The organism is Saccharopolyspora sp. NPDC003752 (assembly GCF_053605825.1).
In genome coordinates this window covers 205,836-220,921 of record NZ_JBSGJZ010000014.1, presented here as the reverse complement: position 1 = coordinate 220,921, position 15,086 = coordinate 205,836, and the positions used below count along the sequence as shown (strand labels likewise).

The window sequence follows — 15,086 nt, the reverse complement described above, 5'->3', positions numbered from 1 at the left end:
CCTTCGTGTGGACCAAAACCGCTGACGAGATCCTCGCCAGCCTCGCCCACTACTGCACCAGAATCAATAAAACCATTAACGACTCAGAACACTAGCGTGCTCAACCGGTTGCTCCCACCCAGAAGGAGTCACACCCTGCTGCCGACTGGAAGCAAACAGATATGGGCGGTTGTGCTGCCGTTCCTACCGGACAGCACAACCGCCGCTTTCTTGCCTCAACGCCGGCCGCCCCAGCGCAGCCGGCGCTCCCGCTTCTGCCGAACGCCACGACATGACGATCGATCGTGCTGCTGCGACTGGCCCGAGGGGTTTCGATGACCACCGAACCCACGTACCTGATCACCGGTGCCGGCGGCGGAGTCGGCGGGATCAGCCGGCTCGTCGTGGAACGCCTCCTCGCCCACCGGCTGGCGGTTCGGGCCATGGTCCACCACGACGACGCCCGAGCCGAAGCGCTGCGCGAACTCGGCGCAGAAGTCGTCGTCGGCGACCTCACCAACCCCGTGCACGTCTCCGCAGCCATCGATGGCATCAGCCGGATGTTCTTCAGCATGAGCGTCTCGCCGGACTACCTCGAAGCCACCGCCGTCGTCTGCGCGGCGGTCCGGGAACCACCCGGACTCGAAGTCCTGGTCAACATGTCGCAGATGACCGTCTCCCAGATGACGGCGACGAGCACCGCGGAATCCCACCAGCAACGCCTGCACTGGTTGGCCGAACACGTCATCGACTGGTCCGCGGTGCCGGCAGTTCACATCAGACCCACGGTGCTGCTCGAAAACCCGTTGTTCTCCGTGCTCGCCGCGCAATCGATCCGCGACCACGACGCGCTGGCACTGCCCTTCGGAACGGGCCGCACCTCCCCCATCGCCGCCGGCGATGTCGCCAACGTCGTCACCGCAGTCCTGCGCGCACCGCAACGCCACATCGGCTCGGTGTACGAACTGACCGGCCCCGCAGCCCTGGACATCGACGAACTCGCCCACGAGTACTCACGCGCGCTGGGCCGGCCCATCGCCGCGGCACACGTCTCCTACGACGAGTGGTTCGACCAGCTGACGAGCGCCGACCTGAATCCCCATGTGCAGCAACACATCGCCACGATGGCGAAACTTCACCGCGACGGCCGCTACGACCGCGCCACCACCGACGTCGAGCAGCTCACCGGCCAAGCCGCCCGAACGGTGGAGCAATACGTACGAGAACGGCGCGAAGAGTTCAACAGCCGGCAAGAAGGACCGTGAGGCACTCCCCTTCCACCGCCACTTGCCGGCAAACCAGGACCACTAGACGCAAGGACCTTCTGCTCTATAAGTGCGAGCTGCATCGATCCACTCTCGACGGGTCAGTCGTCAGCCGCCGATCGGCGGTCCACGGTCAGCCATCGAATGCCGCCTCGTCGGGTACGTGCTGGGCTTGCCGGTTCCGGATCGACGTCGGTAGCGGGCGGTAAGCCGGGAAACCCCTTGGAGAAGATCACGATGAGCAGTGGCGCCAAGCCCGTCGGGACAACGCTCGTCGAGCCTCGCACGCAGGAATGGCTGGACCAGCTTGCCGCTGCCGGGGGCACGCCGCTTTACGAACTGTCGCCGCAGGACGCGCGCGAGGTGCTGCGGGGAGCCCAGACCAGCGTTCCGGTCGAGGTGATGCCCGCCGATGTCGAGGATCGCGTGATCCCGGGTGGACCGACCGGCGAGGTGAGCATTCGCATCGTCAAGCCCCAGAACACCACCGGCCCGCTGCCGGTGATCGTCCACTCGCACGGAGGCGGTTGGATTCTCGGGGACAAGGACACCCACGATCGCCTCGTGCGGGAGCTGGCGAACGCAGCCCGAGCGGCAGTCGTTTTCGTCGACTACACCCCGGCACCCGAGGCGCACTACCCGGTGCAGAACGAGCAGGCCTACACCGCGCTCGAATGGGTGGCGGCCAACGCTGCGGACTTCGGCGCCGACCCGAGGCGGATCGCGCTGTTCGGCGACAGCGTCGGCGGCAACATGACGGCGGCGCTGACGCTGATGGCCAAGCAGCGCAGTGGTCCGCGGATCGCGGCACAGGTGCTGTTCTACCCGGTCACCGACGCCGATCTGGATACCGACTCCTACCGGCAGTACGCGGAGGGCCCCTGGCTGACGCGTGCCGCGATGCAGTGGTTCTGGAATGCGTATCTGCCCGATGAGAAGCAGCGCTGGGAGCCGACGGTCTCGCCGCTGGAGGCGTCGATCGACCAGTTGCGCGGACTGCCGCCGGCGCTGGTGGTCACCGACGACGATGTGCTCCGCGACGAGGGCGAGGCATACGCGAGCAAGCTCGCGCAGGCGGGAGTGCCGGTGACCCAGGTGCGCTATGGCGGGACGATCCACGACTTCGCGCTCCTCAACCCGATCGCGGACACACCGGCGCCCCGCGCCGCGATCGCGCAAGCCGGTCAATTCCTGCGCCAGCACCTGGACACCTAGGAACCTCGGCGCATTCCTCGCAACGGCACGAAGAATCCATAGTGGACGAACGAGGTGTGCGCATGCGTTCTGAGGGCGAACGGCCATGTGACCGGGGCTTCATCAGCGGGCGGGGAGGGACGTCTCATGGGGCAGCTCGAAGGGAAGGTCGCCGTGATCACCGGCGGTTCCGAGGGTATTGGAGCGGCCACCGCTCGGCGTTTCGCCTTGGAAGGTGCGACCGTGTTCGTCACCGGTCGGCGACAGGCCGAGTTGGACACCACCGCGAAGGCGATCAACGCGCAGAACGACCGCGGACAAGCCATCGCCGTGCGGAGCGACGTGTCCTCGCTCGAAGATCTCGACCGCCTCTACGCCCAGGTCGGTGACCACAGCGGCCGCATCGACGTGCTGTTCGCGAACGCGGGCGTGGCCGAGCTCGCGCGGCTGGAAGACGTCAGCGAGGAGCATTTCGACCGCATCTTCGGCGTCAACGTCCGGGGACTGCTGTTCACGGTGCAGAAGGCGCTGCCGCTGCTGTCGGATGGCGCATCGGTCATCCTGACGTCGTCCATCGCCGCGTCCAAGGGCGTCGAGGCGTCGAGCGTCTACAGCGCCGCCAAGGCCGCCGTTCGCAACTTCGCGCGGACCTGGGCGGTGGAGCTGGCGGGGCGCCGCATCCGGGTCAATGCGGTCAGCCCAGGTCCGATCGAGACTCCGATGTTCTCCGGCATCACGGCCGGTCCGGCTCGGGAAACCGACTTCGAGGAGGCGCTCCTGGCCGGCATGCCCCTCGGCCGGCTGGGAGACCCGGACGAGGTAGCCGCGGCCGCGCTCTTCCTGGCAACTGATGCCAGCAGTTTCACCACCGGTGCCGAACTCTTCGTCGACGGAGGACTTGCCCAGGCCTGAGCCGGCAGTCCACTCCTCGACTTCCGAAGACCGCCGCCGGCCGGAAAAACCGGTGGCAGGCCCGGACCGCCCTGGTGAAGATCGCGGCATGACCAACTTCCTGGAAACCGGCCGGCTCGTCCTGCGCGCATTCACAGCGGCCGACACCGACCACCTGCTCGCCCTGGACAACGATCCCGAGGTCATGCGCTTCATCAACGGTGGCCGCCCCACCAGCCGCGAGGCGATCGAGACGCGGACCCTGCCGCGGCTCCTGCACGACTACCCGTGCTGGGAGACTCGCGGATACTGGGCCGCGCAGGAGAAGAGCAGCGGTACCTTCCTGGGTTGGTTCGAGTTCCGGCCGCTGGAGGAGCACACCCCCGTCGTGGTCGAACTCGGCTACCGGTTGAACCAGGCGGCATGGGGGAACGGCTACGCCACCGAAGGCTCCCGGGCCCTGATCCACAAGGGGTTCACGGATCTGGAGGTCGAGCGCGTCACGGCGAACACGATGGCCGTCAACTCTCGTTCCCGTCGTGTCATGGAGAAGTCGGGCCTGTCCTTCGTCCGGAACTTCACCGGGGACTGGCCGGAGGCGATCGAGGGCTCCGAGCACGGCGAAGTCGAGTACGAACTCACCCGGACCGAATGGGAACAGCCCCGGTAGACGCCAAAGACCCCGTCCACGAGCGTGCGCAGCACCTGCGTCGTCGCCGAGCCGAGTCAGCGCGCGAGCCACTCCCGATAGGTGGTCGTGGCGATGACGGCGTCGCCCTCGGCGATGAGGACGTCGCGCGGGGCGGCGGCGAACATGCCGGCGCTGTTGTCGGTGACGACGGTGCGATGGTCACCACGGGCGGCGAGGGTGATCTTGCCCAGCTCGTCGAGCGCGAAGACTTCGGGGCCGGCGACGTTGCGGGTGCCCTGCAGCGGGTCGCCCAGGCTGACGTCGGCCACGGCCCGGGCGACGTCGGCCGCGGCCATGGGCTGGACGAGAGTGGCGGGCAGGCGGACGGTCTTCTCGTCGGCTGTCCAGGACAGCACCGCGTCGATGAACTCGAAGAACTGCGTGGCGCGGACGATCGAGTACGACACGGGGCCGGCCTTGAGGATGTCCTCCTGCAGCACCTTCGCGCGGTAGTAGACCAGGTCCGGCACCTGGTCGGCGCCCACGATCGAGAGGATGACCGCGTGGCCGACGCCAGCGGCCTTGGCTGCCGCCAGCAGGTTGTCCATCGTCTTCTGGAAGAACTCGAGCGAGGCTTCGTCGAAGGTCGGCGAGTTCGTCAAGTTGACGACGACGTCGGCCTCGTCCAGCGCTTCCGGCAGGCCCTGCCCGCTGAGCAGGTCCAGACCGGTGGACGGCGAGTGCGGCACCGCCTGGTGCCCGCTCGCGTTCAGGATCTTGACCACCTGCGAGCCGATGCGCCCGGTGCCACCGATGACAGCGATCTTCATTTCGTCGACCTTCCGTGTTCCCGGCGATGAGGTGTCCGAGCCTTGAACACGACGGGTCTCGCGGTCAGCTCGTGCGCGGGGCCCGGCGGCTCTTGCGCCGGACGAGCTCTTCCTCGTCCACCAAGGTGAGCATGGGTTTGCCCGGTTCGCAGAACATCGTGACGGTGAAGCGCACCGGGATGTCGTCGCGGTTGTTGCCGTCCTGGTAGTGGATGACGTCGCCACCTGGCTCCCAGAACGCCTCGCCGGCCCGGACGACGCGCGCCGGCTGACCTTCGAGCTCGAACACCATCTCGCCGTCCAGCACGTAGCCGAAGGCCGGTCCGGGGTGCCGATGCGGAGGGGTGCCGGGGTCGCCCGGTGGGAACTCGACGACGATGGTCGTCACGTGCGCACCCGCCGGGATGAAGGGAGGCTCCGCCTCCTGCACCACGGTGACCGCGGACTGCCACGCGTTCGATCGCGGCTTCTGCCTGTCGTTCGTCGACTCGATGTCTGGCATGGAAAGACCTCCCCGAGGGACGGGATGCGGAGGATCCGCTCAGCCCTTCGGACCGGGGCATGACCGGTCGTACGGCAAGGATCAGGAAGAAGCCGCTAACGCCATGACCGGCTCCAGCATGCCGTTGGCGGCGGGGCATCGACGTGGGGCTTTGGTCCTGCAGCCGAGCTCAAGTTCGCGGCGCCCCTGCCGGTCGCGCAGAGCTGACGTACCGTCAGCACCGGGAATCACTCGTCCGGTCCGGATCGTGCGGGACATCGAACGCTCCTCGTGCACGGCGAGACCGCTGCGGGCTATCCGGGCCGTGGTCGAGCTCCCCGAACAGCGCCGCCGCATTCGCTGCGGTGGACTGGGCCCATGATCCAGTGCTGAGCAGGGCCAACATCAGGACGCCCAGGCCGAGGCAGAGCACCATCCACCACACGCCTCGCGCTATTTCGGTGTAGCTGGCCGGCCCAGCCGTCAGGGCTGGGCCGACGATCGTGCCGGCGATCGCGACGCCCAGCGTGGTGCCGGTTTGCCGGCCGGCGGAGGCCAGCGATCCGGCCACCCCGGCCATCGACCGGGGCATGCCGGCGACAGCCGTGTTGGTGATGGGTGGGTTGACCATGCCCAGGAAGATGCCGATCAGCAGGCAGACCGCGAGTACGAATGGCAGCGGCGTCTCGGGTGAAAGCCACATCGATGCCCCTCCGCCCGAGGCGAGGGCCGCTCCAGCGATCACGAGCGGGATCCGCGAACCACGTGCCCCGACCAGCCGTCCGGTGAAGGGCGAGAGCACCACGACCAGGGCCCCGACCGGAACCAGGCACAGTCCCGCTGACAACGCCGACATGCCGCGCACGTCCTGGAGATACAGGGTGGTCACGAACAGGAAGGCGCTGAACCCGCACAGAGCGAAGAGCGCCATGAGGATCGCCGCGCTGAACGGCGCACTGCGGAACAGGCGCAACTCCAGCAGCGGATCTGCCCGACGCGGTTCGTAGAAGACGATGCCCAGAGCACTCGCGATGGCGACGGCGAACAGGCCGAGGATGGCCGGTGAGCTCCAGCCCAGCGACCTGGACTCGATGACCGCGTAGACGACGCATCCCATCAGGAGCGCCACCAGAATCTGGCCGACCGGGTCGAGCCGGCGGGCACGGGCAGCGCGGGACTCGGGAATGAAGATGGTGGCGCACGCGATCGCGGCGGCCACGATCGGCACGTTGACGAAGAAAACCGAGCGCCAGCCGAAGACATCGACCAGCGCGCCACCGAGGACCGGCCCCAGAGCCAGGGACAGGCCGGTCGTCGAACCGAACACACCGATCGCCCGCGCCCGCTCGGCCGGCTCCGTGAACGTGTTGGCCACGATCGCCATCGCCACCGGATTGAGCATGGTGCCGCCGACGGCCTGGAGCGCTCGCGCCGCGATCAGCCACTCGATCGTCGACGCCAGCCCGCACAACAGTGACCCGAGTCCGAAGACGGCGAGTCCGACGAGGAATACACGTCGTCGGCCGAGGCGGTCGGCCATCGAGCCCGCCAGAACGAGAAAACTCGCCAGCACCAGGGTGTAGGCGTCGACCGTCCACTGAAGACCAGCCGCCGACGCAGCCAGGTCGCGTCGAATGGCCGGCAGCGCGACATTGACGATCGAGATGTCCATCACCACGACGATCACGCTGGCGCAGCAGATCGCGAGCACCAGCAGTCGGCGCCGTTGATCGGTACCCCTCTTCGGCGGCGAGAACGGGGTTGGGAGATTCATGTGGAGGAACGCTACGTTTTAGAGCGTGCTCGAAGTCAACCGAGACGTACCGGATCCGATCCCCGAGGCGGGCCTGAGCATCGCCGAAGCCGCGCGTCGTAGCGGCGTCAGCGCGCACACCTTGCGCTACTACGAGCGAGCCGGGCTGGTCGTCACTCCCGTGGACCGCACCCGCGGAGGCCGCCGCCGATACCACAGGCTCGACCTCGAGTGGATCACCATCTGCACCAGGCTGCGCGCGACCGGCATGCCCATCAGAGGCATCCGCCGCTACGCCCAGCTCGTGGCCGCCGGCAGGGGCAACGAGCACGACCGCCTGGACCTGCTCGAGTCGCACCGCGACCAAGTGCTCGCCCAGATCTCCGATCTCCAAGAGAATCTGGAGCTCATCGGCCACAAGATCGACGTCTACCGGGGCCGCCTCGACGCCGGAGATGCCGACCAGCTGTGGGCGCCTCGCTGACGACCGGAGGCATCCATGCCGGTTCCCTGTTACCGCCCGCAGAGCATGTGGGCCGGATTGGTCCGGGTGAGCGTCTCGATCCAGTCGTCGCCGACTCCGAGCACCCGCAGCATCTCGGCGAAAACCGTTGGCACGAATGCGAATCCGTTCCCGCCGTGGCGCGTCCACATCTGCTTCAGGAAGACGTCGTGGCTGAGCAGCACCCGGTGGCCGTGGCCGGCCTCGACGAGCCCCGCGACGGCCGCCGCGCTCACCCGGCTCGCCGGGGCCTCGCCCTCCTTCGGGAACGTGATGTCCATGCCGATCATGTCGAACTCCAGCCAGACCCCGCGGTCGGCGATGCCGGCCTGGTAGGCGGTGTCCGCTGCCGACGGGTCCATGTGCGACAGCACCACCCGGCCGGGGTCGACGCCGATCTCGTCGAGCACGATGTCGAGCACCTCGTGCCCGCGGCGCTGCCAGCCGGGCAGGTGGATCATGAGCGCCACCTCGGGATGCTCGCGCTGGGCGAGCGCGGCAGCCCGCAACGAGGCCGACTCCGCCGGGGTGAAGTCCGGGGAAACACCGATCTCGCCGATGATCCCCGGCCGCGCCCGGTGCTCGCCGACGCCGCGGGCGAGCTCGTCGCCGATGCTCGCGGCCTGCGCCTCGACCGAATTCGCCGTGATGCGCTCGCCCTCGAACTTCTCCAGGTAGGCGCCGCAGCCCATGACGATGTTCAGGCCGGTGCGGCGGGCCGCCGCCACCAGCTTGTCGGGGTCGCGGCCGATGGCCGCGCTGCACGTGGCGTCGACGATGGTCCGGCCGCCGACCGCCTGGAAGGCCGCGACTTCGTCGACCACGCCGTCGACCGGCTTGGCGGCCAGGTTGTCCGCGCAGCAGTACGGGTCCTGCCGGAGCGCCCACGCCGCCGATGCATCGACGGCGCGACCGGCCAGGAACTCGGTGAACCGGTAGCTCGGCGGGTCGAGCACCCCGGACAAGTCGTTGAAGAGGTGCTCGTGCGGCAGGACGAGCCCCAGTTCGCCCGCGGGCACCGGGCCCGTGACGGTCTGCACGAACCCGCCGGTCACCGCGCGGCTCCCGGTTCGCCGGCCTGGCGGGAGGGGATCATCCCGATCCCGGCGGCGACCAGCGCGAGCACGGTGCCGATCACGGTGACGAGGTGGATGGGGTGGCCGACCGCGGGCACGACGAGGTCGAGCAGCAGCGAACCGACGAGCTGCCCGGCCACCGAACCCAGCCCGAGCAGGAGCAGGCCGAGACCCCGCACCAGCAGCGCCATGAACCCGATCGACAGCAGGCCCAGCACCCCGCCGGTGTACATCCACCAGGTCGGCGGCAGCGAGAAGTGCGCCGTTCCGATCGCCAGCCGGACCAGCAGGCCCGCCAGCAGGACGACGAAGCCGACCAGGAAGTTGAACGTGATCGACACCAGCATCGAGCCGCTCTCCCGCGCCACCGCCGCGTTGCCCGCCGGCTGCCACCCGGCGAGCAGCCCGGCGGCGAACGGCAGGACGGCGAGCGCGATCGCGTGCGGCACGTGGAAGTTCGGCGAGATCGTGACCGCTGTAGCGGCGACGGCCAGCGCGGCGCCGAGCCCGCGGGCGACCGAGATCGGCTGCTTGACCGTGGCGGTGACGCCGATCCGGTCGCAGATGACCCCGGAGATGATCAGACCGGCGATCAGGGTGATCTGGAAGACCGCCACCCCGAGCACCCCGACCGAGACGCCCTCGGAGAGCACCACCGCGCCGCCGCAGAGACCGGCGAGGTAGTTCCACCAGCCGATGCGGCGGCTGCGGATCAGGCGCGGGATGCCCAGCGCCTGCCGGCGCGTGCCGGGCCGTGCGAACACGATGACGAGCATCAGCAGCAGGCCGCTGCCGAACGAGATCACGGCCGCGCTGTTGCCGTCGCCGACGGTCTCGCCGAGCGCGCCGTTGACCGCTGACTGCAGCGGGCTGAGCATGCCGGCCAGCACCGTGGCGATGACCAGGGCGGTCGTGGTGACGCCGCGGGCCGCCCGGCCGGACGTCGCCGGCGGGGCCACCGGAGGAGCGGGTGTATTGGTCATGGCGGTGCGCACTCCCTAGTTGTCCGTGGTGCACCGGAGCAGGTGAGACGGGGGCAAGGCTTGGACGTCGTTGTCGCGCCGAGGCACACCGCGGGTGATGTGGGCAGCCCGGCGGGGCGCGGACCGGGCTACCGGTCGCCGGCCAACCAGGTGACCGCCTGGTGGAACAGCCGACGGTACCCCGGCCACTCCATGAACTCGGTGGGCGCCCAGTGCGGCGAGATGTCCGAGGCGAAGGCGAGGGTCCGGCCGGCTCCTTCGGCGCGCACGGCCAGCAGCGGCCGGGATTCGACCGTGGCGAGCACGGTCGCGTCGGACTTGGCGATCAGCCGCTGGTAACCGAGCAGGATCGGCCACTGCGCGTCCATGCCCTCGGTGACCGGGTGCGCGGTTCCGGTGAGCTCACCGGCGACGCCTTCGGGGCATTCCACCCGGTCGTCGTAGGGCAGGATCTCGACCGGCAGCACGTCCTCGATCGGCGTGCCGTGGAAGTTCGCCTTGGCCTGGAACCCCTGGAAGCTCAGGTAGCCGCCGGCCATGGCCAGCCCGCCGCCGCCCCGCACCCACTCGGCCAGCAGCTTGAGCCGGTTCGGGAAGGGGCGTCCCTGGTTGAACACCTGCGGGTGCAGCAGCAGCGAGTTCGCGCCGATGTCCGACAGGATCACCACGTCGTATTCGTCCAATTCCGCCGTCGACGCGGGGAAATCGGTCGCCACGGCGTGCGACGGCAGGTGCACCACCTCGTGCCCCTCGGCGCGCAACGCCGCGAGCAACACCTCGGCGCCGATCTCGAGCTGGGCCCGGTCGATGGCATCGAAGCCCTTGACGTCGGTCGTCCGGGCGACCCAGGACTCCCCGGCCAGCAGCACCCGACTCAATTCCGCCTCCTGGTGAAAGTACTTTGCGCAAACTTTGCGCTCGATGTTGCGCAAACATAAGCGGGCCCGTTCGGCGCGTCAAGAGCGCTCCCCGAAGACTTGCCGATACACTGCGGTCGAGCACTCGACGAAAGGGGCGGCGATGACGTTGACGCGCGTTGCGCAACTTGCGCAAGTGTCGACCTCGACGGCGTCGCGCTACCTGCGCGGCCAGCTGAAGGTGCAGTCCGAAACCGCTGCCCGGATCGACGCCGCCGTCCGGGAACTGCACTACGAGGTCCGCCCGTCGGCATCCCCGGACGCCGCGCGCGACCACGGGCCGGTCATCGCGCTGATCGTCCCGGAACTGGTCAACCCGTTCTTCGCGGCGCTGGCCGAGGAGATCGCCACGGCCGCCGCGGTCAGCGGCGCCTCGCTCGTCATCGGCGTGACCGGCCGGCAGGCGCAGCGCGAAGCCAAGGTGAGCGATTTCGTCGCCGGCGCCGAGGACATCGACGGGATGATCTACGTCGGTATGCACCGGGAGAACCCGCGTCTGCTCCAGGCCATCGCCGACGGGCTACCGGTGGTCGTGCTCGACGAGGAGATCGCCGACACCGCCGGGGTGGACACCATCGGGGTCGACAACTACGGCGGCGCCTACCAGGCGACGGCGTACCTGGCACAGCTGGGACACCGGCGCATCGCGCACATAGCCGGACCGCGGGAGCTCTCCACCACCCGCGACCGCCTCCGCGGATACCGCGACGCGATGCTGCACGCCGGCCTGGAGGTCGACGAGGACCTGATCCTGCACGGCCCCTACACCGAGCAGTTCGGCGCGAGCACATTCCCGTACCTCACCGGCGCCGCGCAGCCGCCCACCGCCGTGTTCGTCGGCAGCGACATCGCCGCGGTCGGCGTCCTCGGCGCCGCCGAACTGCACGGCCTGCGCATCCCGGAGGACCTGTCGGTGATCGGCTGCGACGGCATCCGGGTCGGCGAATGGCTGCGCCCGAAGCTCACGACCCTGCAGCAGCCCGTCGCCGACCTGGCCCACGGCGCCCTGGAACTGGTCCACGCCCGCATCGCCGAACCGGAGACCGGCACCGTGCGGCGGACCCTCCCGCTGCAACTGGTCATCCGCGGTTCCGCGACCCCGCCCCAGCACTGACCACGGAGGACCCGTGACCGATCCGATCGCGCTCGCCCAGCAGCTCGTCCGACTCGACACCCGCGCGGCCGGCGAGAAGGCCGCCGCCGACCTGCTCGCCCCGATGCTGACGTCGGCCGGTTTCGAGGTCGCGGTCGACGAACCGCGCCCGAACCGGGCCAACCTGGTCGCCAGGTTCGGCACCGGCACCCCGATCACCCTCACCGGACACCTCGACACGGTGCCGGCCGACCCGGCGACGTGGTCGTTCGACCCGCACAGCGGCGAGATCCACGGCGACCGGCTGCGCGGCCGCGGCAGCAGCGACATGAAGGCCGGCGTGGCGGCGATCGCCGCCGCCGCGATGCACTGCGCCCGCACCAGCCCCGACGACCTGGCCGTGCAGCTGGTGTTCACCTTCGGCGAGGAAACCGGCTGCGAAGGCGCGGCACTGCTCCCCGAGCTCGCGCCCAGCCCCGCGCTGCTGGTCGCCGAGCCGACCGCCAACCGGATCGTGCTCGGGCACAAGGGAGTTCTGTGGCTGCGGCTGACCGCGCACGGCCGCAGCGCCCACGGATCCCGCCCGGAACTCGGCGAGAACGCCCTCGCCGCACTAGCCGAAACGGCCGTGCGCATCCACCGGCACGCGGGCTGGCCGACCAGCCCGACGCACGGCCCCGCCACGGTCAACGTCGGCGCGTTCCGCTCCGGCGTGCAGCCGAACCTGGTCCCGGACCGGGCCGAGCTGATGCTCGACATCCGCACCACGCCGGAGTTCACCGCCGCCGAAGCACGTGCCGCGATCGGCGAGCTCGCGCTGCCCGGTACGGACTTCGCCACCGAGCTGGACCTGCCCGGCGTCGCCACCGACCCCGAGAACCCGTTGGCGCGCACCATCATCGACGCCCTGCGCCCGTCGGATTCCGACCTGCGTCCCGAGTACGCCACGTACTTCACCGACGCCTCGGTGCTGGCCACCGCCCTCGGCTCGCCCGCGGTCGTCATCTACGGGCCGGGCGACCCCGATCAGGCGCACGTCAGCGACGAGACGTGCTCCGTCACGGCGATCCGCGAAGCGACCGAGGCGCTGACCCGACTGCTCACCACCTGGCGCTAGGTCGCGATGAACCGTGCGGCTGCGAAATTTCTCGTCCGAGCACGGCACCGCCGTGGGGGATGTCGATTCCGCAATCCAAGGCGGCCGAACCCTTGATCTTGTGGCTGACTCCCTGAGAATCGAAACACATGGACTCCCCGAACAGCGACCCCGACACCGGTAACCGCAGCCGGCGGCGGAACATCCGGCTGGCCCTGAAGCCACGACAGCTCAGCGCCGACACGAAACGCGGCGTGGGCGCGACGTTCTTCGCCGTGGTGATGCTGGTGGCGGCAGCCCTGATCGATCCTGCCGCGTGGTTCCGCGACGGCCAGCCCCTGTACAAAGCCGCTGCGATCGGGGGCGCGATCGTGTTCGTCGCGCTGGGATCGGTCGCCGTGCAGAGCCTCGCGAGGGAAGCGGGCCGCCGCGCCAGGGTTCGGCTCAGCGCAAGCCATGCCGGGGCGATCCGATTGGTCATCTCCCTGGCCGGTTATGCCCTCGTCGCGGTCCTGACGCTGGGAGAGCTGGGCGTGCGGGTGGACCAGCTCCTCCTCGGCGGCGCCGTCACCGGCGTGATCATCGGCATCGCTGCGCAGCAGTCGCTCGGCAACGTGTTCGCCGGCCTGATGCTCGCCACCGCGCGCCCTTTCAACGTCGGCGACCACCTGATCGTCCACTCGGGGACGCTCGGTGGGCCCTTGGAAGGCCGCGTAGCCGAAGTGGGCCTCGTCTACCTGACGCTGGAAAGCGACGACGGCATGATCAAGCTGCCCAACACCGCCGTCCTCAACTCCGCCATCGCGCCCAACAACGGGATCCATGCGCCGCGAACCGACCGGCCGAACGCCTCCACCGACACCGAACGAAGCGCGAGCAGATCGGAACCGTGCCGATGCGGGGAGTCGTCGTGATCGGCGAAGGGCGAGAACGACGAGGCCCCATGCCGTTCAACGGCGACGGCGCAGGACGAGGTCATGGGCTGCCCTCTGGATCCGGCGACCGGTACCGCCGCCCGTTTCCTCCGCCCCGGGGATCGGGCGGGGAGCGCTACCCGCGAATTGCATCGCCCGGTACGGCCAGTTCTGCTCGGTGTTCCACTGGCTGACGACCAGGTGCAGGTCGTCCAGCGTCGAGCCGGGCACGATGTAACCGCCGTAGAGCTGCGCGACATGCCCGCTGCCGTGGTTCTCGCCGTGCCACGAGCAGCCCTGCAGCACAGTGCTGCGGACCGCTTCGTACAGGTTCGACGTCGGCCCGTCGAGGTTCATCACGTCGATGCGGTAGTTGCCGGCATCGAAGAACGACAACAACCAACGATCGTCGACCCGGCGCAGGCACAGTTCACCGTAGGCACCGGTGAGCGCGATGGTCGGCGGATTTCCCCACGCCCAGGCGCCATCGCGGAAACCCCAGCCCTCCCACGCACGGGGATCGGTGAGGCGGTCGGCCGGGACGCGTTGCAGGACCAGGCCCTTGTCCCGCTGGAACCCGGTCGAGAAGGCGTAGACGTAGCCGTCGTCGCCCAGTTCCCAGGTCAACATCTGGAACAGACCGCCGTGGTGGTCACCGGGCCACCACGCACCGGTGTGCGCCCAGGACTCACCGTTGTCGGTCGAGCGGTGCACCTCGGTCCAGTGGACGTTGCCGAGCCCCTCGCACACCATCACGTGCAGGTACATCTCGTCACCGATGGTGATGACGTCGGTCGGGATCACGGTGCCCACGCGCCGCCCGCGGACCATCGAGTCGTGGCGGTACGGCAGCGCCTGCTCGGCGTACGGGTGCGCGCCGGTCGAACCGGTCCACCTGATCCCCGACGTGGCGGTCCGCGGATCGCCGAACAGCACGACCGGCGACCGCCAGCCGGGCCCGCCCACCCCCGCCCGCTCGAACGTGTCGCCGAACACCGACACCAGCCGCCCGTCCGGCGCGACGGCGGTGACCCCGAGGTCGGTACCCCCGATCCCGAAACCATCCGTGAGCCCCGGCCCGGTCAGATCCTTCACCTTGCGCACCAGCGCTCGCACCTCATCCCGCAGTCCGTCGGCCGATCCGTGCGCACCACCGCGACACCGCGGCGGCCGCACCCACCTCCGACTGTAGGCGCACCGCGAGGGGTGCGACGGCCGGATTCGGCCCGTGACACGCCAGCGGGATCAGTCGCGTTGGGATAGGTCGGCGGCGCAGCGGAAACCCAGGTTTCCGGAGGAGCTGTCGGGGCTGTTGGCGGTGCGGGCGGCGACGCGGTAGCGGTTGCGGTACGAGGTGTGGCACAGGTAGGAACCGCCGCGCATGGACCGCGCCCGAGCGCTGCCGTCGAACCAGTCGGCGCACCACTCCCACACGTTGCCCGCCACGTTGTGCAGCCCGTATCCGTTGGGGTCGCGACCCT

General features: G+C 69.5%; 15 protein-coding genes and 1 pseudogene. 8 read left to right on the top strand and 8 right to left on the bottom strand.

What is annotated here, in order from left to right; translation table 11 throughout:
- Positions 1-314: 314 nt before the first annotated feature.
- From ACWEV3_RS20550 to ACWEV3_RS20535, 4 genes are all read left to right on the top strand, one after another.
- Complete coding sequence (locus ACWEV3_RS20550) at positions 315-1,244, top strand: NAD(P)H-binding protein (RefSeq protein ID WP_452615427.1); 930 nt, start codon at positions 315-317, stop codon at positions 1,242-1,244.
- Positions 1,245-1,481: 237 nt separating this feature from the next.
- Positions 1,482-2,459, top strand: a complete 978-nt coding sequence (locus tag ACWEV3_RS20545) for an alpha/beta hydrolase (RefSeq protein WP_452615426.1) — start codon at positions 1,482-1,484, stop codon at positions 2,457-2,459.
- Positions 2,460-2,585: 126 nt separating this feature from the next.
- A complete protein-coding gene (locus ACWEV3_RS20540) occupies positions 2,586-3,350 on the top strand; it encodes an SDR family NAD(P)-dependent oxidoreductase (protein ID WP_452615425.1) in 765 nt (254 codons plus the stop codon).
- An 88-nt stretch (positions 3,351-3,438) separates the two neighbouring features.
- Positions 3,439-3,999 carry a GNAT family N-acetyltransferase gene (locus ACWEV3_RS20535; protein ID WP_452615424.1) on the top strand — a complete coding sequence of 187 codons (561 nt, stop codon included), beginning with the start codon at positions 3,439-3,441 and terminating at the stop codon, positions 3,997-3,999.
- A 56-nt stretch (positions 4,000-4,055) separates the two neighbouring features.
- On the opposite strand, the gene ACWEV3_RS20530 is transcribed toward ACWEV3_RS20535, so the two are convergent.
- The 3 genes from ACWEV3_RS20530 to ACWEV3_RS20520 form a co-directional block, all read right to left on the bottom strand.
- Positions 4,056-4,790, bottom strand: a complete 735-nt coding sequence (locus tag ACWEV3_RS20530) for an SDR family oxidoreductase (RefSeq protein WP_452615423.1) — start codon at positions 4,788-4,790, stop codon at positions 4,056-4,058.
- A gap of 64 nt (positions 4,791-4,854) precedes the next feature.
- Positions 4,855-5,292, bottom strand: coding sequence for a cupin domain-containing protein (locus tag ACWEV3_RS20525; RefSeq protein WP_452615422.1), 438 nt, complete (start codon positions 5,290-5,292; stop codon positions 4,855-4,857).
- A 214-nt stretch (positions 5,293-5,506) separates the two neighbouring features.
- Positions 5,507-7,045 carry an MFS transporter gene (locus ACWEV3_RS20520; RefSeq protein WP_452615421.1) on the bottom strand — a complete coding sequence of 513 codons (1,539 nt, stop codon included), beginning with the start codon at positions 7,043-7,045 and terminating at the stop codon, positions 5,507-5,509.
- A 25-nt stretch (positions 7,046-7,070) separates the two neighbouring features.
- On the opposite strand from ACWEV3_RS20520, the gene ACWEV3_RS20515 reads away from it, so the two are divergent.
- Complete coding sequence (locus tag ACWEV3_RS20515) at positions 7,071-7,508, top strand: MerR family transcriptional regulator (protein WP_452615420.1); 438 nt, start codon at positions 7,071-7,073, stop codon at positions 7,506-7,508.
- 29 nt (positions 7,509-7,537) lie between these two features.
- Here ACWEV3_RS20515 and ACWEV3_RS20510 read toward each other — a convergent pair whose 3' ends face one another.
- The 3 genes from ACWEV3_RS20510 to ACWEV3_RS20500 all read right to left on the bottom strand — a co-directional run bounded on the left by ACWEV3_RS20510 (position 7,538) and on the right by ACWEV3_RS20500 (position 10,454).
- Complete coding sequence (locus tag ACWEV3_RS20510; protein ID WP_452615419.1) at positions 7,538-8,581, bottom strand: phosphotriesterase family protein; 1,044 nt, start codon at positions 8,579-8,581, stop codon at positions 7,538-7,540.
- On the bottom strand, positions 8,578-9,585 hold the full coding sequence (locus tag ACWEV3_RS20505; protein ID WP_452615418.1) for a DMT family transporter: 1,008 nt from the start codon (positions 9,583-9,585) through the stop codon (positions 8,578-8,580). Before ACWEV3_RS20505 ends, ACWEV3_RS20510 begins: the two co-directional genes overlap by 4 nt.
- Before the next feature lie 128 nt (positions 9,586-9,713).
- Positions 9,714-10,454, bottom strand: coding sequence for a glutamine amidotransferase (locus ACWEV3_RS20500; protein WP_452615435.1), 741 nt, complete (start codon positions 10,452-10,454; stop codon positions 9,714-9,716).
- A gap of 52 nt (positions 10,455-10,506) precedes the next feature.
- Here ACWEV3_RS20500 and ACWEV3_RS20495 point away from each other — a divergent pair, with 52 nt between their 5' ends.
- From ACWEV3_RS20495 to ACWEV3_RS20485, 3 genes are all read left to right on the top strand, one after another.
- Positions 10,507-11,616 (top strand): LacI family DNA-binding transcriptional regulator, encoded by a 1,110-nt coding sequence (locus ACWEV3_RS20495; protein ID WP_452615417.1) that lies wholly within the window; start codon positions 10,507-10,509, stop codon positions 11,614-11,616.
- Between the two features lie 13 nt (positions 11,617-11,629).
- The gene (locus ACWEV3_RS20490) at positions 11,630-12,712 is read left to right on the top strand and encodes a M20 family metallopeptidase (RefSeq protein WP_452615416.1); all 1,083 of its coding nucleotides are present in this window, start codon (positions 11,630-11,632) and stop codon (positions 12,710-12,712) included.
- A 233-nt stretch (positions 12,713-12,945) separates the two neighbouring features.
- Complete coding sequence (locus ACWEV3_RS20485) at positions 12,946-13,605, top strand: mechanosensitive ion channel family protein (protein WP_452615415.1); 660 nt, start codon at positions 12,946-12,948, stop codon at positions 13,603-13,605.
- A 36-nt stretch (positions 13,606-13,641) separates the two neighbouring features.
- Here the strand turns inward: ACWEV3_RS20485 and ACWEV3_RS20480 are convergent, their stop codons facing one another.
- Complete coding sequence (locus ACWEV3_RS20480) at positions 13,642-14,709, bottom strand: DUF4185 domain-containing protein (RefSeq protein WP_452615414.1); 1,068 nt, start codon at positions 14,707-14,709, stop codon at positions 13,642-13,644.
- Between the two features lie 141 nt (positions 14,710-14,850).
- A pseudogene (locus ACWEV3_RS20475) lies at positions 14,851-15,075 on the bottom strand (formylglycine-generating enzyme family protein); the annotation flags it as partial.
- Between the last annotated feature and the right edge of the window lie 11 nt (positions 15,076-15,086).